Here is a 25,804-nt window from a genome sequence, read left to right on the forward strand (position 1 = left end):
AAAAACTGGAGAAGCGAATGAAAGCCTTTTTGTCCCGTGCCACCCTGGCCAGCGTTCTGCTGGGTGCTTCGATGTTGGCTACCGCTGCTGACGGTATCCCACGCAGCGCGCCGCCTGAAGGCGCCAAAGTCTTTATCGTGTCGCCAAAAGACGGCGCCACTGTCGATAAAACCTTCACCGTCAAATTCGGCATGGAAGGCCTGAAACTGGCCCCGGCTACCAGCCAGGACCCAGGCACTGGCCACCACCACCTGCTGATCGACCAGAAAGAGCTGCCTGACGCCAGCGTGCCGATCCCGGCCACTGACACCGTGATCCACTACGGCAAGGCCCAGACCGAAACCGAGCTGACCCTCACCCCTGGCAAGCACACCTTGCAGCTGGTAGCCGGCGACAAACTGCACATGCAGTTCAACCCGACTGTAGCCTCGAAAGTCATCACGGTTAACGTCAAGTAAGATTTGTTCAGATGTGAAAAAGGGAGCCCCGAGGGGCTCCCTTTTTTGTGCTGCGTTGAAACCTTAGAACAACACGCGGCTACGAATCGTGCCGTTGATGTGCTGCAGCTTCTCTTGCGCCAGGTCCGAGTACTCGGCGTCGACGTCGATGACCACGTAGCCGACCTTCTCGTTGGTCTGCAGGAACTGACCGGAGATGTTGATACCGTTTTCTGCGAAGACCTTGTTGATCTCCATCATCACGCCAGGGATGTTCTGGTGGATGTGCAGCAGACGGTGCTTGCCAGGGTGAGCCGGCAGCGCCACTTCCGGGAAGTTGACCGAGGACACCGAGGTACCGTTGTCGCTGTACTTGACTAGCTTCTCCGACACTTCCAGGCCGATGTTGGCTTGGGCTTCAGCGGTGGAACCGCCGATGTGCGGGGTCAGGATCACGTTGTCCAGGCCACGCAGCGGGCTTTCGAAGATGTCGTCGTTGGAGCGTGGCTCCACCGGGAACACGTCGATCGCGGCGCCGATCAGGTGCTTGTCCTTGATCGCGTCAGCCAGGGCGTCCAGCTCAACCACGGTGCCGCGCGCAGCGTTGATCAGGATGCCGCCTTTTTTGATGGCGCGGATTTCCTTCTCGCCGATCATCCACTGGGTCTCAGCGGTTTCCGGTACGTGCAGGGTGACGATGTCGGACATGCCCAGCAGCTCGGTCAGGCTCGACACTTGAGTGGCGTTGCCCAGCGGCAGCTTGGTCAGGGTGTCGTAGAAGAACACCTGCATGCCCAGGCCTTCGGCCAGAACCGACAACTGTGTGCCGATAGAGCCATAGCCGACAATACCCAGCTTCTTGCCGCGGATTTCGAAGGAGTTGGCCGCGCTTTTGATCCAGCCGCCACGGTGGCAGGAAGCGTTCTTCTCAGGGATGCCGCGCAGCAACAGGATGGCCTCGGCCAATACCAGCTCCGCAACGGAACGGGTGTTGGAGTACGGTGCGTTGAACACCGCGATGCCGCGCTCGCGCGCTGCGTTGAGGTCGACCTGGTTGGTGCCGATGCAGAAACAGCCGACAGCCACGAGTTTCTTGGCGTGGTCGAAGATCTCTTCGGTCAGCTGAGTGCGGGAGCGAATGCCGATAAAGTGCGCGTCGGCGATCTTTTCCTTTAACTGGGCTTCCGGCAGAGAACTGGTGATGTACTCAATGCTGGAGTACCCAGCGGCCTTCAGTACGTCGACAGCCGATGGGTGGACGCCTTCCAGAAGAAGGAACTTGATCTTGCTCTTATCGAGAGAAGTCTTGCTCATCTGCGTAAACCTGTATCCCGGAGAAAAATGGCAGGGAATCGAGCAGCGCAAGCTGACCCGGACGGCAGGAAAGCCGTCACCGCAGAAACGCCCTTGGGCTCTGTCCTGCGGGGGCGGTATGCTAGCATACGTGCCCCGCTAAACACCCATTCCTGCGACGTGAAGCGTTCTCAGGATGACCATGAATTGTTCGAGAGTTCTGTCGATGACCCATCCTGCCCTGATTGATGAGCTGAAGACCCTGGTTGAGCCTGGCAAAGTGCTGACCGATGCAGACTCCCTGGAGGCTTACGGCAAGGATTGGACCAAGCACTTCGCACCCGCACCTAGCGCCATTGTGTTCCCCAAGACCACCGAGCAAGTGCAAGCCATCGTGCGTTGGGCCAACGAACACAAGGTTGCGCTGGTGCCTTCCGGCGGCCGCACTGGCCTGTCGGCTGCGGCGGTGGCGGCGAATGGCGAAGTGGTGGTGTCGTTCGACTACATGAACCAGATTCTCGACGTGAACCTCACCGACCGCACCGCCGTGTGCCAGCCGGGTGTGGTCACCAAGCAATTGCAGAACGTCGCTGAAGAAAAAGGTCTTTATTACCCGGTGGACTTCGCGTCGTCCGGTTCGAGCCAGATTGGCGGCAATATCGGCACCAATGCCGGCGGGATCAAGGTCATTCGCTACGGCATGACCCGTAACTGGGTGGCCGGCATGAAAGTGGTCACCGGCAAGGGTGATGTGCTGGAACTGAACCGCGACCTGATCAAGAACGCCACCGGCTACGACATGCGCCAGCTGTTCATCGGCGCTGAAGGCACTTTGGGCTTTGTGGTCGAAGCCACCATGCGCCTGGACCGTGCGCCGAAAAACCTCACCGCCATGGTGCTCGGTACCACGGATTTCGACTCGATCATGCCGGTGCTGCACGCGTTCCAGAGCAAGCTGGACCTGACCGCCTTCGAATTCTTCTCCGACAAAGCCTTGGCCAAGGTCATGGGCCGTGGCGACGTGCCGGCACCGTTCGAAACCGATTGCCCGTTCTACGCGCTGCTGGAATTCGAAGCCACCACCGAAGAAGTCGCCAACCACGCCCTGGAAACCTTTGAGCATTGCGTCGAACAAGGCTGGGTACTGGACGGCGTGATGAGCCAGAGCGAAACCCAACTGCACAACTTGTGGAAGCTGCGCGAGTACATCTCCGAGACCATTTCCCACTGGACGCCCTACAAGAACGACATCTCGGTGACTGTCTCCAAAGTGCCGGCGTTCTTGAAGGAAATCGACGCGATCGTCGGCGAACACTACCCCGACTTCGAGATTGTCTGGTTTGGCCACATTGGCGACGGCAACCTGCACCTGAACATCCTCAAGCCAGAAAACCTGAGCAAGGACGAGTTCTTCGCCAAGTGCGCGACCGTCAACAAGTGGGTGTTCGAAACCGTCGAGAAGTACAACGGCTCGATCTCCGCCGAACACGGCGTGGGCATGACCAAGCGTGATTACCTGACATACAGCCGCTCGCCGGTTGAAATCGAATACATGAAGGCAGTCAAAGCGGTGTTCGACCCTAACGGGATCATGAACCCTGGCAAGATCTTCGCTGTTTAATCGCCCCTGTAGGAGTCGTTTCATGAGCTACCAGCACAAGTACGTCGACGGCACCAACATCCACTTTCCCCTGGGCAAAGTGGTGTGCATCGGGCGTAACTACGCCGAACATGCCAAGGAACTGGACAACCCGGTGCCCACTGAACCATTGCTGTTCATCAAACCGGGTAGCTGCGTGGTCGCGCTGGAAGGCGGTTTCGCCATCCCGACCGACCGCGGTTCGGTGCACTACGAGGCGGAAATCGCGGTGTTGATCGGCAAGCCCCTGTCGAACAAACCCAGCCGTGAAGAAGTACTGGACGCCATTTCCGGCTTCGCGCCGGCCCTGGATTTGACCTTGCGCGACAAACAGGCCGAGCTGAAAGCCAAAGGCCTGCCCTGGGAAATCGCCAAGTCGTTCGATGGCGCCGCAGTGATTGCACCGTTCGTGGTCGGCAGCAGCTTTGCGGACGTGACCGATATCGGTATTCGCCTGACCATCAACGGCGAAGTGCGCCAGGACGGCAACAGCTCGCAGATGCTCAACCCGATCATCCCGATGATCCAGCACATGGCTGGCTGCTTCTCGCTGCAGGCCGGTGACGTGATTCTCACCGGCACGCCGGCGGGCGTAGGTCCGTTGAACGTGGGTGACGAGCTGGTGCTGGAGTTGACGGGTGTGAGCCGTTTCGAAAGCAGCGTTCGCTGATTCCTGGCCAAACGCAGTAAAAAATGTGGGAGCGGGCTTGCTCGCGAATGCGGTGTACCAGTCAATACATTCGGTGACTGACATTGCGCATTCGCGAGCAAGCCCGCTCCCACATTGGATCTTCATACATTCTGAATCCCTGCTTTTGCATTTTTTTCACACGCCATCCGGATAATCCACAGCCTCCTGCGCGCGGGCCCGCTGATCCTGTGCTATCACCTAACGCTGACTTTCCGGAAAAGCGCTCAATGGCCGTGACTTTGCCCTCCGCTGCACCCAAGCCCCGTTCACGTTTTGCCCTGCGCTGGTATTCCTGGCTGTTTCTCGCCGGGGCGATTGTGTATGGCGTTGCCTGGCTCATGCATTGGGATGATCGTGGCGTACTGTGGGTGGCGGAACGCTTTGAAACGCCGGCTGAGCAGCAGGCCAGCGTCTGGCTGCCGGACTACCATGCGGTCATCGACGGCAAGTTACTGCCCGGCATGGAGAAGGATGAGGCTTCGGATCTTTCCTACAATCCGCAGACCAAAACCCTGTTTTCCGTGATGGGCAAAAACCCGTTCCTGGTTGAGTTGAGCCTGCAAGGCGATGTGCTGCGCAAGATGCCACTCAACGGCTGGAACAACCCGGAAGGCCTGACGATGATGGAGAACGGCTTGATGGCCATTGTCGATGAGCGCATGCACACGCTCACCGTGGTGAAAGTCGATGCCGGCACCCAGCAACTGAATATCGCTGACTTCAAGAGCTACGACCTGGGCCCGTCCAAGGATCAGAACAAAGCCTTCGAAGGCATCACCTGGGACAAGCGCAATCAACAGCTCGTGCTGGGCGAGGAGCGCCCACCGGCGCTGTTCACCTGGAAAAGCGATGGCACCACGCTGACGGGTGACAAGCAAAAAGTTGCCAGCACCGAGCTGGACATGCGCAACCTTTCGGCCCTTGCCGTCGATCCGCGTACCGGCCACTTGCTGGCATTGTCGGCCGACTCCCACCTGTTGCTGGAGCTGGATGAAAAGGGCGAGCAAGTCAGCTTCATGACCTTGCTCGGCGGCTTCAACGGCCTCAAGCGCACCATTCCGCGTGCCGAAGGTGTGACCATGGACGAGAGCGGCACGTTGTACATGGTCAGTGAGCCGAACCTGTTCTACCGTTTCGAGAAACAGAAATAACCCACGATTACGTCGGACATTTCCCCAATAGCGGCATTCGTCAGACATCCGGCAGCGTTTAAGTTTAAATTCAGACAGGCGTGATATTCATTCGCCACTTTTTGACTTCGAGCTGCCCTGATGCGTCGATTCGCCCGCCCCAAACCCGCGTTTTTTACTGTGCTGCTGATCGCCCTTGTGGCCGCCGGTGTGGTTGCACAGCAATTGCGTCTGTTCGAGCGCGCTTGGTTTAACTGGCAGGCCTGGCGCCAGCCTGCCGATGAGCGCTCCATCGGCCTGGCCGATTATCGCGTCAGCCTGGAAGCCAAGGTGATCGAAGGCCTCGACGATGATGTCTCAGCCCTCACCTATGACCCGGTGCGCAAAAGCCTGTTTACCGTCACCAATAAAAACGCCGAGCTGGTCGAACTGTCCCTGGAGGGCAAGATTTTGCGGCGCATTCCACTGGTGGGCTTTGGCGATGCCGAAGCGGTGGAGTTCATCAGCGACAACATCTACGTGATCAGCGATGAGCGTCAGCAGCGGCTGATCAAAGTGCACGTGAACGACGACACCCAGTTCCTCGACGCCGCCGATGCGGAGCAGATGACATTGGGCGTACACATGGGCGGCAACAAGGGTTTCGAGGGCCTGGCCTACGACTCGGTCGGCAAGCGCCTGTTTGTGGCCAAGGAACGTGACCCGATGCTGATTTACGAGGTGCACGGTTTCCCTCATTTCAAGCCGGAAAAAACCTACTCGGTGCACGTCATCAACAACCCCAAGCGCGATGCCGGACTGTTTGTGCGCGATCTGTCGAGTTTGCAATACGACGAGCGCAGCGGCCATCTGCTGGCGCTGTCGGATGAGTCGTTTCTGGTGCTGGAGTTGGACATCGACGGTCGCCCGCTAAGCAGCCTTTCTCTGCTCAACGGGCGCCATGGCCTGCAAAAACGTGTGCCTCAGGCCGAGGGCATCGCCATGGACGACCAAGGCAGCTTGTACCTGGTCAGCGAGCCGAACCTGTTTTACGTGTTCAAGAAACCCTGATCAAAACATCCACTGCACACCCAGCGAATAGCCGGTCTGGCTGCCTTCGGCATGCCCCAGGCGGCTGTTTACCTCGGCGTAAACGCCCAACTGCGGGGTGATCGCCAGCTGGCTGCCGACTTGGGCGCGGCCAAAGCTTTTGTCCACGGCACCCAGTTTGGCGGTGCGCGCCCGGCCGTCGGCGTGGGCGGTCAATTGCAGGTCGTCGAGACGCCCGTCAGCCAATTCCTTGACCCAGGCGATGTCGCCGTAAGGCAGCAAGCTCAAGCCATAGGGCAGGGCGACGGCACCGCGTACGCGCCAACCGAGGCTGGCTTCCAGAGAGTCGAAGGATTGCTCCTGGTACTCAAGCGCCGTGCGCAGGTTCTGTTTCTCGTGGAATTTATCGATGCGCGCGTGACTGTAATCCAGACCGGCAAACGGCCCACTCTTGACCGTGCCGAAGTCGAAGTCGTAGCCGCCCAGGACGCGCGCGCCCAAGGACAGAGCGTCGGTGTTGCCGCTCAGTTGCTGATTGAGCAAGATCGGGCCGCCATTGGCCTGGATCAACAGGTTGCGCTTGGAATCAAAGCGCGTACGCCCGACGCTCAGGTCGCCGGCCAGCCAGCTCGGCCCGCCGTCGTTGAGCAAGGCGTAGACCGCCGCCTGCCAGGTGTCGCTGTCGAGTTTGCCGCGGTGTTCGAGGGTGTCGCGCCCGTTGAGGTAGCTCAGGCTGGCGCCGATGTTCAGGCTGGACGTGAGTTGGTAGTCGCCCAGCGCATGCACGCCCAGGCGCCGCGCCTCGGGGTTGAGCGGGCTGTCGAAGCCGCTGTCCGGGCTGTATTCGCCATCCACGCCAATTTCGCCATCAAAGCTGCCGGCCTCGCGGCTGGCGGACTGCAAGGTCAGCCAGCGCCGATCATGCAGCCGCACCATGGCCTGGTGCTGGCGCTGCAAATTGTCTTGCATGTTGCGCGCAACGGCGCCGCCCGAGGCGGTCGAGGCCATCAGGTCAGCGTTGGTCAACTCCAGTACCAGGCGGCTGAGCAGGCGCGAATAGTCACGCAGGCGCTGGTCGATGCGCGCCTGGCCGAAGGCATCGGTGAGCACGGCTTTGTTGTCCTCGGCCGGGTCATGCCAGGTGGAGCCACCCGGAATTTTCGGGTTGTTGGTCTGGGTGTAGCCGTCCAGGTCGCCCAGCTCCCAGTTGGTGGCTTCGATATACAGAATCGGGATGTTCAGCGGCTCGAACGGCTCGCCATCGCTGCAACAGCCGGTGCCCTTGGGGTATTGCGGGTCCAGGCCAGGGTTGGTGAACAGTGGGATGTTCAATTCCTTGGCGATCTGGAAAGTGTGCTCGCGCAGCGAGGCCAGGGCGGGGTTGGCCGTGCTGTTCTGGCCGGCGTGGGCGTACATCATGTCGCCGGTGATCAGGCTGTCGAGGTTGATCATCGCCAGCATGTTCGCGCGCTGGCTGGCGCTGAGTGAGTCGACAAACGCCTTGGAGCCGCGCAGGCCTTCTTCTTCCGCGCCGAAGCCGACGATTTGCAGGCCGTTTTCCAACTGCAGCCCGCCGAGGTTCTTCGCCACTTCGGTCAGCCCGCTGGCGCCGGATCCGTTGTCGTCCAGGCCTTGCAGGGTCGGGCGGCCGAAGTAGGTGTCAAAATGCGCGCCAATCACCACGTACTGCGCCGTGGTGCCGGCGGCGTAGGCCACCACGTTTTGCGAGGCGCGAGTGCCGTTGTTCCAGGTGAAGTTCTGGCGACTGAGGCTGTAGGCCGAGCCCATCTGGCTTTGCATCCAATCTGCTGCGCCGGCGAAATTGGCGGTGCCGCGATACCGGCCGGGGTAATCGTTGATCAGCTTTTCCAGGGTGGTGTTGGCGTGCTGGCCGTAATCGTAGGCCTGGGTATGTGTCGACAGCAGGCTGCCGACCACGCTGATCGCGAGGGCTAGGGGCTTTATCACAAGGTCGTCCTTGAGGTGATGGGGAAGGTCAAGCCCAGACCCATTGCACAATGCGCGCCTCATTCCTTGAGCGAATGCAAAGTGGCGCATTGTTAAACGCGAGGGTCGCCTGGCTGTAATTTGTAACGGATTTGATACTGAGGAAGGTGCGACATGCCGTGGGGTTGCGCACGATTTTGGCGAGGGGATGCAGCGAAAAGTAGCATTCTTGTTACATAAATATCGAGGTCAGCACATAGCAAATGTGGGAGCGGGCTTGCTCGCGAAGACGGTGTATCAGGCAGCTGATCCAGCGACTGACATACCGCATTCGCAAGCAAGCCCGCTCCCACACAAACCCGGCTCCCACAGGGGGGATACGCGGTTTTTTAAGCTTTCAGGGTTTTCACGCCTTCAGAGGTGCCCAGCAGCAACACATCAGCCGGACGCGCGGCGAACAACCCATTGGTCACCACGCCGACGATCGCATTGATCTGCGTCTCCAGCTGCACCGGGTTGGTGATCTGCATGTTGAACACATCAATGATGATGTTGCCGTTGTCGGTCAACACGCCTTCGCGGTACACCGGGTCGCCGCCCAGCTTGACCAGCTCGCGGGCCACGTGGCTGCGGGCCATCGGGATCACTTCCACCGGCAGCGGGAATGCGCCGAGTACCGGCACCAGCTTGCTGGCGTCCGCAATGCAGATAAAGGTCTTGGCCACGGCCGCGACGATCTTCTCGCGGGTCAGGGCAGCGCCACCGCCTTTGATCAGGTTCAGGTGTTCGTCGCTTTCATCGGCGCCGTCGACATAGAACTCCAGGTCGCTCACGGTGTTGAGCTCGTACACCGGAATGCCATGGCCCTTGAGGCGTGCGGCGGTGGCTTCGGAGCTGGCCACGGCGCCGTCAAACGCACCTTTGTGCTGGGCCAGCGCATCGATAAAGCAGTTGGCGGTGGAGCCGGTGCCGACACCGACGATGCTCTTGTCGTCGAGTTTAGGAAGGATTAAATCGACGGCGGCCTGGGCCACTGCCTGTTTGAGTTGATCCTGGGTCATGCGGGCTCCGGAACGGGCGGGGAGTTATCGAGGGCGGCGAGTATAACCCAACAAAACCTCGGGATTCGTGTGGTCGCCCGGCCAAAAGCCGGGTTAGACTCCTTGGCCCTGCCCAACCTGCTCAGTGATTCCCGCCGATGCTTGAACAGTACGTCAAAAAGATCCTCACCTCGCGCGTCTACGACGTTGCCGTAGAAACCCCCTTGCAGACCGCCCGCCAGCTCTCCGAGCGGCTGGGCAACAAGGTCTGGCTCAAGCGTGAAGACTTGCAGCCGGTGTTCTCGTTCAAGATTCGCGGCGCCTACAACAAGTTGACCCAACTGAGCAGCGAGGAACGTGCGCGCGGCGTGGTCACCGCGTCTGCCGGCAACCACGCCCAGGGCCTGGCCCTGGCGGCCAAGGTGCTGGGGGTCAAGGCCACCATCGTGATGCCCAAGACCACCCCGGAAATCAAAGTTGAAGGCGTGCGTTCGCGTGGCGGCAAAGTGGTGCTGCACGGCGATTCCTTCCCGGAAGCCCTGGCCTACTCGCTCAAACTGGTCGACGAAAAAGGCTACGTCTACATTCACCCCTACGATGATCCGCACACCATTGCCGGGCAGGGCACCGTGGCGATGGAGATTCTGCGTCAGCACCCTGGGCCGCTGGACGCGATTTTCGTACCGGTGGGCGGCGGCGGGCTGATCGCCGGTATTGCGGCGTACGTGAAATACCTGCGCCCTGAAATCAAGATCATCGGTGTCGAGCCGGATGACTCCAACTGCCTGCAGGCCGCCATGGCGGCGGGCGAGCGTGTGGTGCTGCCAACCGTCGGCATCTTCGCCGATGGCGTGGCGGTAGCACAGATCGGCCAGCACACCTTCGACATCTGCAAAGACTATGTGGACGAAGTGATCACCGTCAGCACCGATGAAATCTGCGCGGCGATCAAGGACATCTACGACGACACGCGCTCCATCACCGAGCCTGCTGGCGCGCTTGGCGTGGCGGGTATCAAGAAATACGTGGAAACGCGGGGCATCACCGGGCAAACCCTGGTGGCCATCGACTCCGGCGCCAACGTCAACTTCGACCGCCTGCGCCACGTGGCCGAACGCGCCGAACTGGGTGAAGGCCGCGAAGCCATCATCGCCGTGACCATTCCCGAGCAGCCGGGCAGCTTCAAGGCGTTCTGCGAGGCTGTGGGCAAGCGCCAAATCACCGAATTCAACTACCGCTACCACTCCGGCCGCGAGGCGCACATCTTCGTCGGCGTGCAGACGCACCCGGAAAACGACCCGCGCAGCGCGCTGATTGCCAGCCTCACCAGTCAGGGTTTCCCGGTGCTGGACCTGACCGAGAACGAACTGGCCAAGTTGCACATCCGCCACATGGTCGGCGGGCACGCGGCCAAAGTCAGCGATGAGCTGGTGTTCCGTTTCGAGTTCCCGGAGCGTCCGGGCGCGCTGTTCAACTTTCTCAACAAACTGGGCGGGCGCTGGAACATCTCGATGTTCCACTACCGCAACCACGGCGCGGCCGATGGCCGTGTGGTCGCGGGCCTGCAAGTGCCGGCGGACGAGCGCCATCTGGTGCCGGCGGCCTTGGCGCAAATCGGCTACCCGTACTGGGATGAAAGCGAAAACCCGGCTTACCAGCTGTTCCTCGGTTAAGCGACTACGCTGACTGAGCGGCCTTCAAGGAATCAAGACCATGGAAACGCTGACCACCCTCAAGGTGATCCACATCACCGCCACTGTGTTACTGCTGCTCAGCGGCCTGGGCCTTGCGGTACTGGCCTGGCGCAAACGCAGCGTCGGTCCGACCGCTACCGTGCAACGTCCGTGGGCGTTTGTGTGGTTGCTGATGGGGGTGTGCATGGTCAGCATGCCGTTTACCGGCTGGTGGCTGGTGCATATGACCGGCTGGCCGCTGGGGCAAACCTGGATTCTGGGTTCCAGCATCCTCTACACCGTGGCGGCGCTGGCCTGGTTCTGGCTGGTGGCGCGGCTTAATCGCCTGCGTAAAGGCGAGGGCGGTAGCCTGAATTTCACGTTGGTGCTGGCGGTGGTCAGCCTGGTGGGGTTTGTGGCGATTGCCGGGTTGATGGGTGCCAAGCCGGTTTAAGGCTTGAGACCGCGTCGGCTGCATCGGGGGCAAGCCCCCTCCCACACTCGACCGCATTCCAAAGGATCTACTCGGTTAAATGTGGGAGGGGGCTTGCCCCCGATAGGGCCATCAGCTACGCAGCGTAATCACCGGCCAGCCACGCTTCTGGGCCTCAGCCCGCAAATTCGGGTCCGGATCCACCGCCACCGGGTGGGTCACTTGCTCCAGCAACGGCAAATCGTTCATCGAGTCGCTGTAGAAGTAGCTGTCTTCCAGGCTGTACCCGGTTTCTTCCAGCCAACGATTCAGGCGCGTCACCTTGCCCTCACGGAAGCACGGCACATCGGTGCTGCGCCCGGTGTAGCGGCCATTTTCCATCTCGCATTCAGTGGCGATCAGGGTTTCAACGCCCAGGCGTGCGGCAATCGGCGCGGTGACGAAGCGGTTGGTGGCGGTGATGATCACCAGCTTATCGCCCGCAGCGCGGTGTTTGGCCAGCAGTTCCACGGCCTTGGGCAGCATGATCGGCTCGATGCAGTCGCGCATGTAGTCGTTGTGCCACTCGTTCAACTGGGCCATCTCGGTGCGGCCGAGGATTTCCAGGCAGAAGTTCAGGTACTCGGCGTTATCCAGCGTGCCGGCCAGGTAGTCCTGGTAAAACTCGTCGTTGCGGGCCTTGTAGGCCACCGCGTCGAGAATCCCGCGTTCGCAGAGGTAATCGCCCCAGGCGTGATCGCTGTCACCGCCCAGAAGCGTGTTGTCCAAGTCGAATAAAGCCAGGCGCATTGCAGTTACTCGCTGAAAAGTCTGTAAAAAGGCGTCCAGAATACGGTCTTTTCACAAGAGTGCACATAAGGTAAGAAGCCTCGTTGCCGCTGGAACAACCTTTGTGGAACAATGCGGCGACATGCGTTTGCGAGGTTGTTGCCGTGATCGACCCCGATGGTTTCCGTCCTAATGTCGGGATTATTCTTACGAATGATGCCGGACAGGTGCTATGGGCTCGCCGAATCAACCAAGATGCCTGGCAGTTTCCTCAAGGTGGAATCAACCCCGACGAAACCCCTGAAGACGCCTTGTACCGTGAGTTGAACGAAGAAGTCGGCCTTGAGCGCGAAGATGTGCAAATTCTGGCCTGTACCCGTGGCTGGTTGCGCTATCGTTTGCCGCAACGCCTGGTGCGTACCCACAGCCAACCGCTGTGCATCGGCCAGAAGCAGAAATGGTTTCTCCTGCGCCTGATCTCCAACGAGCAGCGGGTGCGGATGGATTTGACCGGTAAACCGGAGTTCGATGGCTGGCGTTGGGTCAGCTATTGGTACCCGTTGGGCCAGGTGGTGACATTCAAGCGCGAGGTTTATCGTCGCGCTCTCAAAGAGCTTGCCCCGCGCCTTTTAGCGCGCGACTGACGACGGAGTTCGACCCCGAGCCATGCTCAATACGCTGCGCAAGATCGTCCAGGAAGTTAACTCCGCCAAGGATCTCAAGGCGGCGTTGGGGATTATTGTGTTGCGCGTCAAGGAAGCCATGGGCAGCCAGGTCTGCTCGGTTTACCTGCTGGACCCCGAGACCAACCGTTTTGTGCTGATGGCCACCGAGGGCCTGAACAAGCGCTCCATCGGCAAGGTCAGCATGGCGCCCAATGAAGGTCTGGTGGGCTTGGTGGGGACGCGTGAAGAACCCCTGAACCTCGAAAACGCGGCCGATCACCCGCGTTACCGCTACTTCGCCGAAACCGGCGAAGAGCGCTACGCCTCGTTCCTCGGCGCACCGATCATTCACCACCGCCGCGTTGTCGGCGTGTTGGTCATCCAGCAAAAAGAACGCCGCCAGTTCGACGAAGGTGAAGAAGCCTTCCTCGTGACCATGAGCGCGCAGCTTGCCGGGGTTATTGCCCACGCCGAGGCGACGGGCTCGATTCGCGGCCTGGGCCGTCAGGGCAAGGGCATCCAGGAAGCCAAGTTCGTCGGCGTGCCGGGTTCGCCGGGTGCTGCCGTCGGTACGGCGGTGGTCATGCTGCCACCGGCCGACCTCGATGTGGTGCCGGACAAGACCGTCCACGACATCGACGCCGAAATCAAACTGTTCAAGACCGCCCTGGAAGGCGTGCGCGCCGATATGCGCAACCTGTCGACCAAGCTGGCCACGCAACTGCGTCCCGAAGAGCGCGCGCTGTTCGACGTGTACCAGATGATGCTCGACGACGCGTCGCTGGGTAATGAAGTCAAAACCGTGATCAAGACCGGCCAGTGGGCCCAGGGCGCGCTGCGCCAAGTGGTCACCGATCACGTCAACCGTTTCGAGTTGATGGACGACGCCTACCTGCGCGAGCGTGCCTCGGATGTGCGTGACCTTGGTCGCCGTCTGTTGGCCTACCTGCAGGAAGACCGCACCACCAACCTGGTCTACCCCGACAACACCATCCTGATCAGTGAAGAGCTGACCGCCACCATGCTTGGCGAAGTGCCGGAAGGCAAACTGGTGGGCCTGGTTTCGGTTCTGGGTTCGGGTAACTCCCACGTCGCGATCCTGGCCCGGGCCATGGGTATTCCGACGGTCATGGGCCTGGTGGACCTGCCGTATTCCAAGGTCGACGGCATCGACATGATCGTCGATGGCCATCGCGGCGAAGTCTTCACCAACCCCAGCGAGCTTTTGCGCAAACAGTACGCCGAGGTGGTGGAAGAAGAGAAACAACTGGCGCTGGGCCTGGATTCGCTGCGCGAACTGCCGTGCGTGACCCTTGACGGCCACCGCGTGCCGCTGCTGGTGAACACCGGCCTGCTCGCCGATGTGGCCCGCGCGCAACAGCGCGGCGCCGAAGGGGTAGGGCTGTACCGCACCGAAGTGCCGTTCATGATCAACCAACGGTTCCCGAGCGAGAAGGAGCAGCTGGCGATTTATCGCGAGCAACTGCAAGCCTTCCACCCGTTGCCGGTGACGATGCGCAGCCTGGACATCGGCGGCGATAAGTCACTGTCCTACTTCCCGATCAAGGAGGACAACCCCTTCCTTGGCTGGCGCGGCATTCGCGTGACCCTCGACCACCCTGAAATTTTCCTCGTACAGACCCGCGCCATGCTCAAGGCCAGCGAAGGCCTGAACAACCTGCGCATCCTGTTGCCGATGATCTCCGGCACCCATGAGCTGGAAGAGGCTCTGCATTTGATTCACCGCGCCTGGGGCGAAGTCCGTGACGAAGGCGCCGACGTGCCGATGCCGCCGATTGGCGTGATGATCGAAATTCCAGCGGCGGTGTACCAGGCTAAAGAACTGGCGCGGCAGGTGGACTTCCTTTCGGTCGGCTCCAACGACTTGACCCAATACCTGCTGGCCGTGGACCGCAACAACCCACGGGTGGCCGACCTCTACGACTACCTGCACCCAGCCGTGCTGCAAGCCCTGCAACACGTGGTGCGCGACGCCCATGCCGAAGGCAAGCCGGTGAGCATCTGCGGTGAAATGGCCGGCGACCCGGCCGCAGCGGTGCTGTTGATGGCGATGGGCTTTGACAGCCTGTCGATGAACGCCACCAACTTGCCGAAGGTGAAGTGGATGCTGCGCCAGGTGAACCTGAACATGGCCAAGGAATTGCTGGCCGAGCTGATGACCATCGACAACCCGCAAGTTATCCACAGCTCGCTGCAGTTGGCGCTGAAGAACCTGGGGCTGACGCGGATGATCAACCCGGCTTCTGCAAAAACCCTCTAAACCGAGGGGCCGCCATCGCGGGCAAGCCCGGCTCCCACAGGGGAATGCATTCCACACTGTGGGAGCTGGCTTGCCTGCGATGAGGCCGGCCCAAGCGCCGCTAAATCCTGAGTTCTACCTCGCCCAGCCGACCACCCAGCGGCCCAAAGCTGCGCTCGACCATCTGCCGCGTCCCGTCGGCATTCACAATCAATGCCGTGCTCGCCCGCGTCCCATAACTGGGGCTGGCGATGAACACACTCGACAGCAGACTTTCGGTCGCCAACCCCACGCCGGTGTCCGGCAAGTCGGCAAACGGCGCGGTTTGCGGGTCGCTCAAGATGTCCAGCAAAGCCTCCGGCTGCGGGTTTTCCAGTAATTCGCTAAACGCCGCCTTGGCCTTGAGCAGCTTCGGCCATGGCGTATCCAGCCCGGCGTTGGACAACCCATAAACCCCGGCCTTCAGTTGTGTCGGCGTAGTCTCATTGGCGTTGTAATGCCACAGCTCGTTCTGCGTGCCCACTAACAGGTTAAATCCGGCATATTCAATCGAACGGCCGTTAACGTCGGCTAAGTAGTCGTCAATTGACAGCGAACCGGCCAGGAATCGCGCCACAAGCTCCCCGCGCGACTTACGTGACGGCGGCTGGTGCGGGTCGCGGATGTTGGTCAGGGCCGCAAAACGCCCCTCGGCGTTCACCCCCAGCCAGGTGCCACCCGCTTCCTGGTCGCGGCCGGCGTAAATGTGCGGCGCATCCGGCCATTGGGCCAGCGGCAGGCTGGGGCGGGCGTAGAACTCATCACGATTGGCCGCGACGATCAGCGGTTGGGCGTGGCCCGGCCGCCAGGCGAAAACTATCAGGCACATCAGGCGATCCCTTTTGTGTTTTCCCTCACTCTACCCACACAACGGCGGGCGTTCCATCGTATCGAAGTTGGGCCGCACGCCTTCCATCCGTTAACATGCGTGGCTATTGGGCGCGTGTGAACTTCTTAATTTGAAATAGCGGCTGTAACGCAGGCTTAATCGCACACCGGCATGGTCCGGTGCGTCATGACTAATGATTTAACGAGGAGTCGCAATGCTGCCTTACCCGCAGATCAACCCGGTGGCCGTGGCTATCGGTCCGCTGCAAATCCATTGGTACGGGTTGATGTACCTGATCGGCATCGGCGGTGCCTGGCTGCTGGCTTCACGGCGCCTGAACCGTTTCGACCCGACCTGGACCAAGGAGAAGCTCTCCGACATGGTGTTCTGGATGTCGATGGGCGTAATCGTCGGCGGGCGGCTCGGGTATGTGCTGTTTTACGACCTGCCAGCCTATATCGCCAACCCGACGCTGATTTTCGAAGTGTGGAAGGGCGGCATGGCATTCCACGGTGGATTTGTCGGCGTGATGATCGCCGCGTGGTGGTTTGGCCGTCGCAACGGCAAGTCGTTCTTCCAGCTGATGGACTTCGTCGCGCCGTTCGTGCCGATTGGCCTGGGTGCCGGGCGGATCGGTAACTTCATCAACGCCGAGCTGTGGGGCAAGCCGACCGACGTGCCGTGGGCCATGGTGTTCCCGCCATTCAGCGACCCGGCGCAGTTGCCGCGCCATCCGTCGCAGCTCTACCAGTTCGCCCTGGAAGGTGTGGCACTGTTCCTGATTCTGTACATCTTCTCGCGCAAGCCACGCCCAACCATGGCCGTGTCGGGGATGTTCGCGCTGTTCTACGGGATCTTCCGCTTTATCGTCGAGTTCGTGCGCGTGCCGGATGCACAGCTGGGCTACCTGGCGTGGGGCTGGTTGACCATGGGCCAGATCCTCAGCATGCCGATGATTCTGGCGGGTCTGGGCCTGCTGTGGTGGGCTTACAACCGTCCGCAGGGCATCAAGAACGCCGCGCTTTAAATTCGAATGCCGAGGCTTTTGCGTAGCCTCGGCTTCAACGATACGGGTAAAAACATGAAGCAATATCTCGAACTACTGAACGACGTCGTGACCAATGGATTGACCAAGGGCGATCGCACCGGCACCGGCACCAAGGCCGTGTTCGCCCGTCAGTATCGGCATAACTTGGCCGACGGCTTCCCGCTGCTGACCACCAAGAAGCTTCATTTCAAGAGCATCGCCAACGAACTGATCTGGATGTTGAGTGGCAACACCAACATCAAGTGGCTCAACGAAAACGGCGTGAAAATCTGGGACGAATGGGCCACCGAAGACGGCGACCTGGGCCCGGTGTACGGCGAGCAGTGGACCGCCTGGCCGACCAAGGACGGCGGCAAGATCAACCAGATCGACTACATGGTCGACACGTTGAAGAACAACCCCAACAGCCGTCGCATCCTGTTCCACGGCTGGAACGTCGAATACCTGCCGGACGAAACCAAGAGCCCGCAGGAAAACGCGCGCAACGGCAAGCAAGCGCTGCCACCGTGCCACCTGCTGTACCAGGCGTTTGTGCATGACGGCCATCTGTCGATGCAGTTGTACATCCGCAGCTCCGACGTTTTTCTCGGCCTGCCGTACAACACCGCGGCGCTGGCGTTGCTCACCCACATGCTGGCCCAGCAATGCGACCTGATCCCGCACGAGATCATCGTCACCACTGGCGACACCCACGCGTACAGCAACCACATGGAACAGATCCGCACTCAGCTGGCGCGCACGCCGAAAAAGCTGCCGGAACTGGTGATCAAGCGCAAACCTGCGTCGATCTACGACTATAAGTTCGAAGACTTTGAAATCGTCGGCTACGACGCGGACCCAAGCATCAAGGCTGACGTGGCCATCTAAAGACTGTCTTGGTCTCAATGGATGGGCTTGTGTGGGAGGGGGCTTGCCCCCGATAGCAGTGGTTCAGTCACCCGGTTAGTCACTGACAGACTGCCATCGGGGGCAAGCCCCCTCCCACATTAGAACCCTGTTCGCTTGAGTTAATGGCCGTGGCTTCTGCCCACATGCGAAGGCTCAGCCTCGCTGGCTGCCACACTGCCGCTGACCTCCAGCCGCTGCAAAATCGCGCATTGATCCATTCCCGGCCCACCGCCGCAGCGTTGGCGCAGGTCCAGCAATTGCTCCTGTAACGCCAGCAGCCCATCGATCCGCGCTTTCACGTGGTGGATATGCTCATCAATCAACGCATTCACGCTTTCGCATTGGTCCTGAGGACTGTCGCGTAGCCCGAGCAGGCTGCGGATTTCTTCGAGGGTCATGTCCAGGCTGCGGCAGTTGCGGATAAAGATCAGCCGCTCGGTGTGCGCCTGGGTGTACACGCGGTAGTTGGCATCGGTACGCGCCGGGGGCGGCAGCAAGCCTTCCTTCTCGTAATAACGGATGGTTTCCACCTGACAGTCGGTCAGTTTGGCCAATTCACCGATCTTCATCGCAGCAATCTCCAAATGGGTGCTTGACCCTATAGTGGCTACAGGGTCTTTACTTGGCAACAGGCACCTTTACGGACGCGACAGAATGAGCGACTCCATCCACACCCCAAAAAAGCATGATCACAAGCACGATCACGATCACGATCATGACCATGACCATGACCATGACCATGACCATGACCATGACCATGACCATGACCATGGCCACGACCACGGCGCCAAACTGACGCCGGTCAAAAAGCACGACCACGCCAGCCACGGCGACACTTGCTGCTCCAGCAAGGCAGCGCCCGCCGTGGTCACATTGAGCGAAGCGCCGACCGCCGGCTCGCGCCTGAGCACCTTTCGCATCGAAGCCATGGACTGCCCCACCGAGCAGACGCTGATCCAGAACAAACTGGGCAAGCTCGCTGGCGTGCAGCAGCTGGAATTCAACCTGATCAACCGTATCCTCGGCGTCACCCATGACCTGCCGAGCACTGCGCCGATCATCGACGCGATCAAATCCATCGGCATGCAGGCCGACCCGATCGAAGAAGGCGCCCCCGCCGCCGCACCGCCGGCCAAGAAACACTGGTGGCCGCTGGCGCTGTCCGGCGTCGGTGCATTGGGCGCTGAAGTGCTGCATTTCACCGGCGTAGCCCCGACGTGGGTGATTGCACTGGTGGCGTTGGTGTCGATTCTCAGCGGCGGCCTCACCACCTACAAAAAAGGCTGGATCGCGCTCAAGAACCTCAATCTGAACATCAACGCGCTGATGAGCATCGCAGTCACCGGCGCGATCCTGATCGGCCAATGGCCGGAAGCAGCGATGGTGATGTTCTTGTTCACCGTCGCCGAGTTGATCGAAGCCAAGTCCCTGGACCGAGCGCGCAATGCCATCAGTGGCTTGATGCAGATGACCCCGGAACAAGCCACGGTGCAGCAAGCCGATGGTGGGTGGGTCGAACAAGAAGTTAAAAGCATCGAACTTGGCGCCATCGTGCGGGTTAAGCCCGGCGAGCGCATCGGCCTGGACGGTGAAGTCACCGCTGGCCAATCCACCATCGACCAAGCGCCGATCACCGGCGAAAGCCTGCCGATTGAAAAGGGCGTGGGCGATAAAGTCTTCGCCGGCACCATCAACCAGGCCGGTTCGCTGGAATACAAAGTCACCGCCGCCGCTAACAATTCAACGCTGGCGCGCATCATTCACGCCGTGGAACAGGCCCAAGGCGCTCGGGCGCCCACCCAGCGCTTTGTCGACACCTTCGCCAAGGTTTACACCCCGGCGGTGTTCTTGTTTGCCCTGGGTGTGGCGATTATCCCGCCACTGTTTATGGCGGGCGTCTGGTTCGACTGGATCTACCGCGCCCTGGTGCTGTTGGTAGTCGCGTGCCCCTGTGCGTTGGTGATCTCCACCCCCGTGACCATCGTCAGCGGCCTGGCCGCGGCAGCGCGTAAAGGCATCCTGATCAAAGGCGGCGTGTACCTGGAGGGCGGTTACAAGCTCGACTACCTGGCCCTCGACAAAACCGGCACGATCACCCACGGCAAGCCGGTGCAAACCGATTACCTGGCGCTGTTTCCCAATCTCGAAGACAGTGCGCCGGCCCTGGCTGCCAGCCTGGCCGGGCGCTCCGACCACCCGGTGTCGCTGGCCATCGCCAATGCGGCTGTGGATAAAAACCTGCAGAGCCACGTTGTGGATAACTTCGAGGCCCTGGCCGGGCGTGGTGTGCGCGGCGATATCAACGGCGAAACCTATCACTTGGGTAACCACCGCCTGGTGGAAGACCTTGGCCTGTGTTCACCCGAGCTTGAAGAAAAGCTCTTCGCGCTGGAGAAACAAGGCAAGTCCGTGGTGTTGCTGCTCGACAAGTCCGGCCCGCTGGCGTTGTTCGCCGTGGCCGACACCGTCAAGGACAGCAGCCGCGAAGCCATTCAGCAACTGCACGACCTGGGCATCAAGACCCTGATGCTCACGGGCGACAACACCCATACCGCCCAGGCGATTGCGGCCCAGGTCGGCATCGACCAGGCCCAGGGCGACCTGTTGCCCACCGACAAACTGCAAGCCATCGAAACCCTCTACGGCCAAGGCCACCGCGTGGGCATGGTCGGCGACGGCATCAACGATGCCCCTGCGCTGGCCCGCGCCGAGATCGGTTTTGCCATGGCCGCCGCCGGTACCGACACCGCCATCGAGACCGCCGACGTGGCCTTGATGGACGATGATTTGCGCAAGATCCCGGCTTTCATTCGGCTCTCCCGGCAAACGTCGAGTATCCTCAAGCAGAACATTGCCTTGGCGCTGGTGATCAAGGCGATCTTCCTCGCAGTCACCTTCCTCGGCATGGCGACCATGTGGATGGCGGTGTTCGCCGACATGGGCGTCAGCCTGCTGGTGGTGTTCAATGGCCTGCGCCTGTTGCGCAAATAATTGATGTGAGGGTGGCGTGCTGAGTGCCGAGTTAAAGGCGTTTTTTATGGTCGCCCGCCTGGGCAGCATTACCCAGGCGGCGAAAAAACTCGGGCTGAGCCAGCCCACGGTGACTACCCAGATTCGCAACCTGGAAAGCCAATACGGCGTTGAGCTGTTCTACCGTGGCGGGCGCCGCCTTACCGTCAGCGACGACGGCGCGCGCCTGCTGCCGATGGTCAAGGCGCTGTTGCAGCAGGAAGCCGACATCGAGTTCTTTCTGCGCAACAACGGACAGGTCCAGGGCACGTTACGGATTGCCGCAACGGCGCCGTATTACATCCTCGACCTGGTCAAAGCCTTTCGCGAACGCCTGCCGCAGGTGGAGGTGTCGGTGGAAATCGGCAACTCCCAGCAGGTGCTCGAAGCGCTCGACGATTACCGCGTCGATGTCGCCGCGTCGTCCCAACTGCTGGAAGACCCCCGCCTGATTCGCCGCGTGCTGGGCACCGATCCTTTGGTGTTGGCGGTGCACCGCAATCATCCCCTGGCCACGCTCGATCACGTGCCGCTCAATGCGTTGACCGGGCATACCTTGCTGATGCGTGAGGCGGGCTCTACCACGCGGCGGCTGAGCGAAGAAATGCTGCAGGGCGCTGGGGTGAGTTACGGGCCGTTGCTGGAGATTGGCAGCCGTGAGTCGATCCGCGAGGCGGTGCTGCGCAACATCGGCATCAGCATCATCGCTCGTCAGGAAGTGCCTCATGACCCGCAGTTGCGCGTGCTGACCATCGAGAACGCGCCGCAGATTGCGGAGTATTTGTACTGCCTCAAGGAACGAAAGTCGGCGCGCCTGCCGGCGGCGTTTCTTGGGTTGGCGCAGGAAATGTCGCCACTCTGAACCTTGCTTGGTGGCCTTTGAATAGCCATCGCAGGCAAGCCAGCTCCCACCTTTGAATGCGTTCACACATCAAAATGTGGGAGCGGGCTTGCCCGCGATGGCGTCAGCCCTGACGACACAGTCTCCAAATCCTACACAAATCCACCAATACCACTATCACCGCATTTTGCCTTCCTGCCACATCAGGTACGCATTGCCCACCTAGCATGGCCTTCATCCGTTTGATGAGGTGCCTCCATGAACACAGCCCTGACCCACCCCGGCGCGCCGATGACGGTGCGCGGTATCCACAAACGCTTCGGTGCCTTTACTGCGCTGGACAATGTGTCCCTGGACGTCGCCGCTGGCGAGCTGGTGTGCCTGCTGGGCCCGTCCGGTTGCGGCAAGACCACCTTGCTGCGCTGCATCGCCGGCCTTGAACGCCAGGACAGCGGTGAGCTGCGCCTGGGCAACCGCGACGTTTCCCTACTGCCGCCGCAGGCGCGGGACTACGGCATTCTGTTTCAGTCCTACGCACTGTTTCCCAACCTCACCGTCGAGGCGAATATCGGCTACGGCCTCACCGGCAGCGGCCGTGATGAGGTGCGCAAGCGCGTCGGCCAGATGCTCGAACTGGTCGGCCTGCTGGGCAGCGAAAAGAAATACCCCGGCCAGCTTTCCGGCGGCCAGCAACAACGCGTCGCCCTGGCCCGTGCCCTGGCACCGGCGCCCTCGCTGTTGCTGCTCGACGAGCCCATGTCGGCCCTCGACGCCCGTGTGCGCGAGCATTTATGCACCGAGCTGCGTCAGCTGCAGCGGCGCCTGGGTATCACCACGCTGATGGTCACCCACAATCAGGACGAGGCCATGCTGATGGCCGACCGCATTGCCGTGATGAACAACGGCAAGGTCGAGCAATACGCCACGCCCCAGGAAATCTACGACCGCCCGGCCACGCCGTTTGTGGCGGAGTTTGTCGGCCAGGGTAACTGGCTGCCGTTCAGCCGCAACAGTGCGAGCCATGCCCAGGTCGGCGGGCTGAACATGCGCCTGGCCGACGATGCTGGCGTGGCGAAATCCGGGCGCTTGTTCTGCCGTCCGGAAGCCATCAGCGTCAACCCGCCGGTGCATGAAGAAAACCTGTTCCCGGCCAAGGTTCGCGAGATCACGTTTCTTGGCAACCGCTGCCGCATGCGTTTTGAACTGGAACAATTGCCCGGCCACGCGCTGCTGGCCGAGTTGGCCCCGGAAGCCATGCCACGCCTGGGTGCCCAGGACATCTGGGTCGCCTTGCCGCCGCGCAGCCTGCAGGTGTTTGCCTGAGATGGCGGCTGTGATGACCCTGCCGCGCCAGGTATCGCGCGCCGAAAACGGCGACCGTATTTTTGTGCTCGGCGGCAAACTGCTGTGGCTGGTGCTGCTGGGTGTCGCCGTATTGCTGCCATTGCTGGCAATCTTCTGGCGCGGTTTCAGCAGTGAAGCCGGGCAGGGCGGCGGTCTTGCTGCGGCGCGGGAAATGCTCACCAGCGCTAACTTCCACTGGCTGCTGGGCAATAGCCTGAAAGTCTCCCTCAGCGTGGCGGCCATCGTCGTACCGCTGGCCTATCTGTTTGCCTACGCGCTGCAACGCACACTGATTCCCGGCAAAGCGATGTGGCGTGGCCTGTCGCTGCTGCCGTTGATGGCGCCGTCGATGCTGCCGGGGATTGCGCTGGTGTACCTGTTCGGCAATCAAGGCCTGTTGCGCGGTGTGCTCTCGGACAATATCTACGGCTTCTGGGGCATTGTTCTCGGCGAGGTGATCTACACCTTCCCACACGCTTTGATGATCCTGCTGTCAGCACTGTCGCTGGCGGATGCGCGGCTTTTCGATGCGGCATCAAGCATGGGCGCCAGCCCCGCGCGGGCGTTTCGCAGCATCACCTGGCCGGCCACGCGCCAAGCGGTGTTCGCCGCGTTTTGCCTGGTGTTCACCCTGACCATTACCGACTTCGGTGTGCCCGTCGTGGTCGGCGGCGATTATCAGGTGCTGGCGCTGGAAGCCTACAAGGCGGTGGTCGGCCAGCAACAGTTCGGTCGCGGCGCGTTGATCGGCATGGTGTTGCTGCTGCCGGCGCTGTTCAGCTTTGGCGTCGATGCCTGGCTGCGCCGTCGGCAGGGCGATGCCATGAGCGGCCGCGCTCAGGTGTTCCAGCCGGCACCGTCGCGGCTGCGCGATGGTTGCTACCTGGCCATTGTATTGCTGATCTGCGCGGTGTTGCTGCTGGTATTCGGCATGGCGGTGTATTCCTCGCTGGTGAAATTCTGGCCGTACAACCTGTCGTTGTCGCTCAACCACTACCAGTTCGAAGACACGGCCGGCGGCGGTTGGCTGGCTTACCGCAACAGCCTGACCATGGCGCTGTGCACGGCGCTGATCGGCAGCGTGTTGATCTTCACCGGCGCCTACCTGATGGAAAAGACCAAAAGCCAGAAGGGCCTGAACCTGGCCCTGCGCATGCTCAGCTTTGTGCCGATGGCCGTGCCGGGCCTGGTGTCGGGCCTGGGCTACGTATTCTTTTTCAACCTGGGCGGCAACCCGCTGCATGTGTTCTACGGGACGATGACCCTGCTGGTGGTGTGCACCATTGCGCACTATTTGACCACCGCGCAGATGACCGCGACCACGGCGCTGCGCCAGCTCGACAGCGAATTCGAAGCCGCCGCGCTGTCCCTCAAGGCGCCGCTGTACCGCCACTACCTGCGTGTCACCGTGCCGATCTGCCTGCCGGCGCTGCTGGACATCGTGCGCTACCTGTTTGTGTCGGCGATGACCACCGTGTCGGCCGCAATTTTCCTCTACAGCCCCGACACCATCCTCGCCGCCGTCGCCGTATTGAACATGGACGACGCCGGCAACGTGGGCGGTGCGGCGGCCATGTCGACCTTGATTCTGTTCACCTCGGCCGGCGTCTCGCTGCTGCTGGCGTGGGCCTCACGTGGCGCACTGCGTCGCTCTCAAGCCTGGCGCCAGACCGCGCCCGGCCAATAACCATCCTTGAAGGAGGTGCTCCATGTTCAAGCCCCTGGCGCTGGTCGCTGCCGTACTCACCGCATTCAGCCTGAATGCCTTCGCCAAGACCGAGCTGACCGTGTACACGGCCCTAGAAGCCGAGCAGTTGAAGACCTACAAGCAGGCCTTCGAAAAAGCCAATCCCGACGTCGAGATCAAATGGGTGCGCGACTCCACCGGCATCATCACCGCCAAGCTTCTGGCCGAGAAAGACCGCCCGCAAGCCGACGTGGTCTGGGGCCTGGCGGCCTCTAGCCTGGCGATTCTCGATCAGCAAGGCATGCTGGATAACTATGCGCCGAAGGGCCTGGACAAAATCGGCAAAAACTACCGCGACGCTGCCAACCCGCCGGCGTGGGTGGGTATGGACGTGTGGGCCGCAACCATCTGCTTTAACACCATCGAAGCCCAGAAGCAGGGCCTGACCAAGCCGGTGAGCTGGCAAGACCTGACCAAGCCTGAGTACAAGGGCAAAATCGTGATGCCCAACCCGGCCTCCTCCGGCACCGGCTTTTTGGATGTCAGTGCCTGGCTGCAAACCTTCGGCGAGAAGCAGGGCTGGCAGTACATGGACGACCTGCACCAGAACATCGGCCAGTACGTTCACTCCGGTTCCAAGCCGTGCAAGCTGGCGGCCTCGGGTGAATTCCCGATTGGTATTTCCTTCGAGTACCCCGCCGTTCAACTGAAACGCCAGGGCGCGCCGCTGGACATCATCCTGCCCAAAGAAGGCCTGGGCTGGGACATTGAAGCGACTGCCGTGATCAAAGGCACTGCCCACGCCGACGCGGCTAAAAAGCTCGCTGACTTCTCCGCCAGTGCAGCGGCGATGGACCTGTACAAAGAAAACTTTGCCGTACTTGCCCAGCCCGGTATCGCCAAGCCGCAGACCGAATTGCCGGCCGATTATGAGCAGCGCCTGATCAAGAACGACTTTGCGTGGGCCTCGAAAAACCGCGACAGCATCCTGACTGAATGGCGCAAGCGCTATGACGGCAAGTCCGAGAAGGTGGCCGGTCAGTAAGGTTTTCGTTAGGGCTTATGGCCTCATCGCCGGCAAGCCAGCTCCCACATTTGACGGTGTTCACAAATC

22 protein-coding genes are annotated in these 25,804 nt (G+C 61.0%); 16 read left to right on the plus strand and 6 right to left on the minus strand.

The features are described from left to right. Positions 1-17 precede the first annotated feature (17 nt). Complete coding sequence (locus L8K08_RS21000) at positions 18-458, plus strand: DUF4399 domain-containing protein (protein WP_106575730.1); 441 nt, start codon at positions 18-20, stop codon at positions 456-458. Between the two features lie 63 nt (positions 459-521). Here L8K08_RS21000 and serA read toward each other — a convergent pair whose 3' ends face one another. Next, positions 522-1,751 (minus strand): phosphoglycerate dehydrogenase, encoded by a 1,230-nt coding sequence (gene serA / locus L8K08_RS21005; RefSeq protein WP_010167810.1) that lies wholly within the window; start codon positions 1,749-1,751, stop codon positions 522-524. A 205-nt stretch (positions 1,752-1,956) separates the two neighbouring features. Between serA and L8K08_RS21010 the strand changes: the two genes are divergently transcribed. The 4 genes from L8K08_RS21010 (at position 1,957) to L8K08_RS21025 (ending at position 6,240) form a co-directional block, all read left to right on the plus strand. Beyond that, the gene (locus tag L8K08_RS21010; protein ID WP_242199789.1) at positions 1,957-3,351 is read left to right on the plus strand and encodes an FAD-binding oxidoreductase; all 1,395 of its coding nucleotides are present in this window, start codon (positions 1,957-1,959) and stop codon (positions 3,349-3,351) included. A gap of 22 nt (positions 3,352-3,373) precedes the next feature. Continuing rightward, complete coding sequence (locus L8K08_RS21015) at positions 3,374-4,039, plus strand: fumarylacetoacetate hydrolase family protein (RefSeq protein ID WP_242199790.1); 666 nt, start codon at positions 3,374-3,376, stop codon at positions 4,037-4,039. Between the two features lie 248 nt (positions 4,040-4,287). Then, entirely contained in the window at positions 4,288-5,211 is a 924-nt protein-coding gene (locus L8K08_RS21020) for an SdiA-regulated domain-containing protein (RefSeq protein WP_242199792.1), read from the plus strand. A 120-nt stretch (positions 5,212-5,331) separates the two neighbouring features. Next, complete coding sequence (locus L8K08_RS21025) at positions 5,332-6,240, plus strand: SdiA-regulated domain-containing protein (protein ID WP_242199793.1); 909 nt, start codon at positions 5,332-5,334, stop codon at positions 6,238-6,240. On the opposite strand, the gene L8K08_RS21030 is transcribed toward L8K08_RS21025, so the two are convergent. Together L8K08_RS21030 and rpiA are read right to left on the minus strand one after the other, a co-directional pair. After that, positions 6,241-8,187, minus strand: a complete 1,947-nt coding sequence (locus L8K08_RS21030; RefSeq protein ID WP_242199794.1) for an autotransporter domain-containing protein — start codon at positions 8,185-8,187, stop codon at positions 6,241-6,243. A 368-nt stretch (positions 8,188-8,555) separates the two neighbouring features. Beyond that, complete coding sequence (gene rpiA / locus L8K08_RS21035; RefSeq protein WP_138813421.1) at positions 8,556-9,227, minus strand: ribose-5-phosphate isomerase RpiA; 672 nt, start codon at positions 9,225-9,227, stop codon at positions 8,556-8,558. Between the two features lie 137 nt (positions 9,228-9,364). Here rpiA and ilvA point away from each other — a divergent pair, with 137 nt between their 5' ends. Together ilvA and L8K08_RS21045 are read left to right on the plus strand one after the other, a co-directional pair. Continuing rightward, positions 9,365-10,879 (plus strand): threonine ammonia-lyase, biosynthetic, encoded by a 1,515-nt coding sequence (ilvA, locus tag L8K08_RS21040; RefSeq protein ID WP_145157825.1) that lies wholly within the window; start codon positions 9,365-9,367, stop codon positions 10,877-10,879. Between the two features lie 40 nt (positions 10,880-10,919). After that, positions 10,920-11,333: a DUF2269 family protein gene (locus L8K08_RS21045; protein ID WP_242199795.1), complete on the plus strand. Its 414-nt coding sequence runs from the start codon at positions 10,920-10,922 to the stop codon at positions 11,331-11,333. A gap of 111 nt (positions 11,334-11,444) precedes the next feature. Here the strand turns inward: L8K08_RS21045 and L8K08_RS21050 are convergent, their stop codons facing one another. Continuing rightward, positions 11,445-12,101: an HAD family hydrolase gene (locus tag L8K08_RS21050; RefSeq protein ID WP_145157820.1), complete on the minus strand. Its 657-nt coding sequence runs from the start codon at positions 12,099-12,101 to the stop codon at positions 11,445-11,447. Positions 12,102-12,244: 143 nt separating this feature from the next. On the opposite strand from L8K08_RS21050, the gene L8K08_RS21055 reads away from it, so the two are divergent. Further along, positions 12,245-12,724, plus strand: a complete 480-nt coding sequence (locus L8K08_RS21055; RefSeq protein ID WP_003176750.1) for an RNA pyrophosphohydrolase — start codon at positions 12,245-12,247, stop codon at positions 12,722-12,724. Positions 12,725-12,746: 22 nt separating this feature from the next. After that, positions 12,747-15,026 (plus strand): phosphoenolpyruvate--protein phosphotransferase, encoded by a 2,280-nt coding sequence (gene ptsP, locus L8K08_RS21060; protein ID WP_145157818.1) that lies wholly within the window; start codon positions 12,747-12,749, stop codon positions 15,024-15,026. Positions 15,027-15,126: 100 nt separating this feature from the next. On the opposite strand, the gene L8K08_RS21065 is transcribed toward ptsP, so the two are convergent. Beyond that, positions 15,127-15,873, minus strand: a complete 747-nt coding sequence (locus L8K08_RS21065; protein ID WP_145157816.1) for an NRDE family protein — start codon at positions 15,871-15,873, stop codon at positions 15,127-15,129. 214 nt (positions 15,874-16,087) lie between these two features. On the opposite strand from L8K08_RS21065, the gene lgt reads away from it, so the two are divergent. Together lgt and L8K08_RS21075 are read left to right on the plus strand one after the other, a co-directional pair. Next, positions 16,088-16,900 carry a prolipoprotein diacylglyceryl transferase gene (gene lgt / locus L8K08_RS21070; protein ID WP_056857664.1) on the plus strand — a complete coding sequence of 271 codons (813 nt, stop codon included), beginning with the start codon at positions 16,088-16,090 and terminating at the stop codon, positions 16,898-16,900. Between the two features lie 54 nt (positions 16,901-16,954). After that, the gene (locus L8K08_RS21075; RefSeq protein ID WP_106575719.1) at positions 16,955-17,788 is read left to right on the plus strand and encodes a thymidylate synthase; all 834 of its coding nucleotides are present in this window, start codon (positions 16,955-16,957) and stop codon (positions 17,786-17,788) included. A gap of 140 nt (positions 17,789-17,928) precedes the next feature. On the opposite strand, the gene cadR is transcribed toward L8K08_RS21075, so the two are convergent. Then, entirely contained in the window at positions 17,929-18,378 is a 450-nt protein-coding gene (cadR, locus tag L8K08_RS21080) for a Cd(II)/Pb(II)-responsive transcriptional regulator (RefSeq protein ID WP_145157813.1), read from the minus strand. 85 nt (positions 18,379-18,463) lie between these two features. Here cadR and L8K08_RS21085 point away from each other — a divergent pair, with 85 nt between their 5' ends. From L8K08_RS21085 to L8K08_RS21105, 5 genes are all read left to right on the plus strand, one after another. After that, positions 18,464-20,800: a heavy metal translocating P-type ATPase gene (locus tag L8K08_RS21085; RefSeq protein ID WP_242199796.1), complete on the plus strand. Its 2,337-nt coding sequence runs from the start codon at positions 18,464-18,466 to the stop codon at positions 20,798-20,800. 16 nt (positions 20,801-20,816) lie between these two features. Further along, positions 20,817-21,680, plus strand: a complete 864-nt coding sequence (locus L8K08_RS21090) for a LysR family transcriptional regulator (RefSeq protein ID WP_242199797.1) — start codon at positions 20,817-20,819, stop codon at positions 21,678-21,680. Between the two features lie 237 nt (positions 21,681-21,917). Continuing rightward, on the plus strand, positions 21,918-22,982 hold the full coding sequence (locus L8K08_RS21095) for a putative 2-aminoethylphosphonate ABC transporter ATP-binding protein (protein WP_242199798.1): 1,065 nt from the start codon (positions 21,918-21,920) through the stop codon (positions 22,980-22,982). Position 22,983: 1 nt separating this feature from the next. Then, entirely contained in the window at positions 22,984-24,690 is a 1,707-nt protein-coding gene (locus L8K08_RS21100; protein ID WP_242199799.1) for a putative 2-aminoethylphosphonate ABC transporter permease subunit, read from the plus strand. 22 nt (positions 24,691-24,712) lie between these two features. Beyond that, entirely contained in the window at positions 24,713-25,735 is a 1,023-nt protein-coding gene (locus tag L8K08_RS21105; RefSeq protein ID WP_242199800.1) for a putative 2-aminoethylphosphonate ABC transporter substrate-binding protein, read from the plus strand. Positions 25,736-25,804 lie beyond the last annotated feature (69 nt).

It is taken from the genome of Pseudomonas sp. TREG-RG-20F-10-E-6-01, assembly GCF_022662455.1.
In the GTDB taxonomy this organism is placed as follows: Bacteria; Pseudomonadota; Gammaproteobacteria; order Pseudomonadales; family Pseudomonadaceae; genus Aquipseudomonas.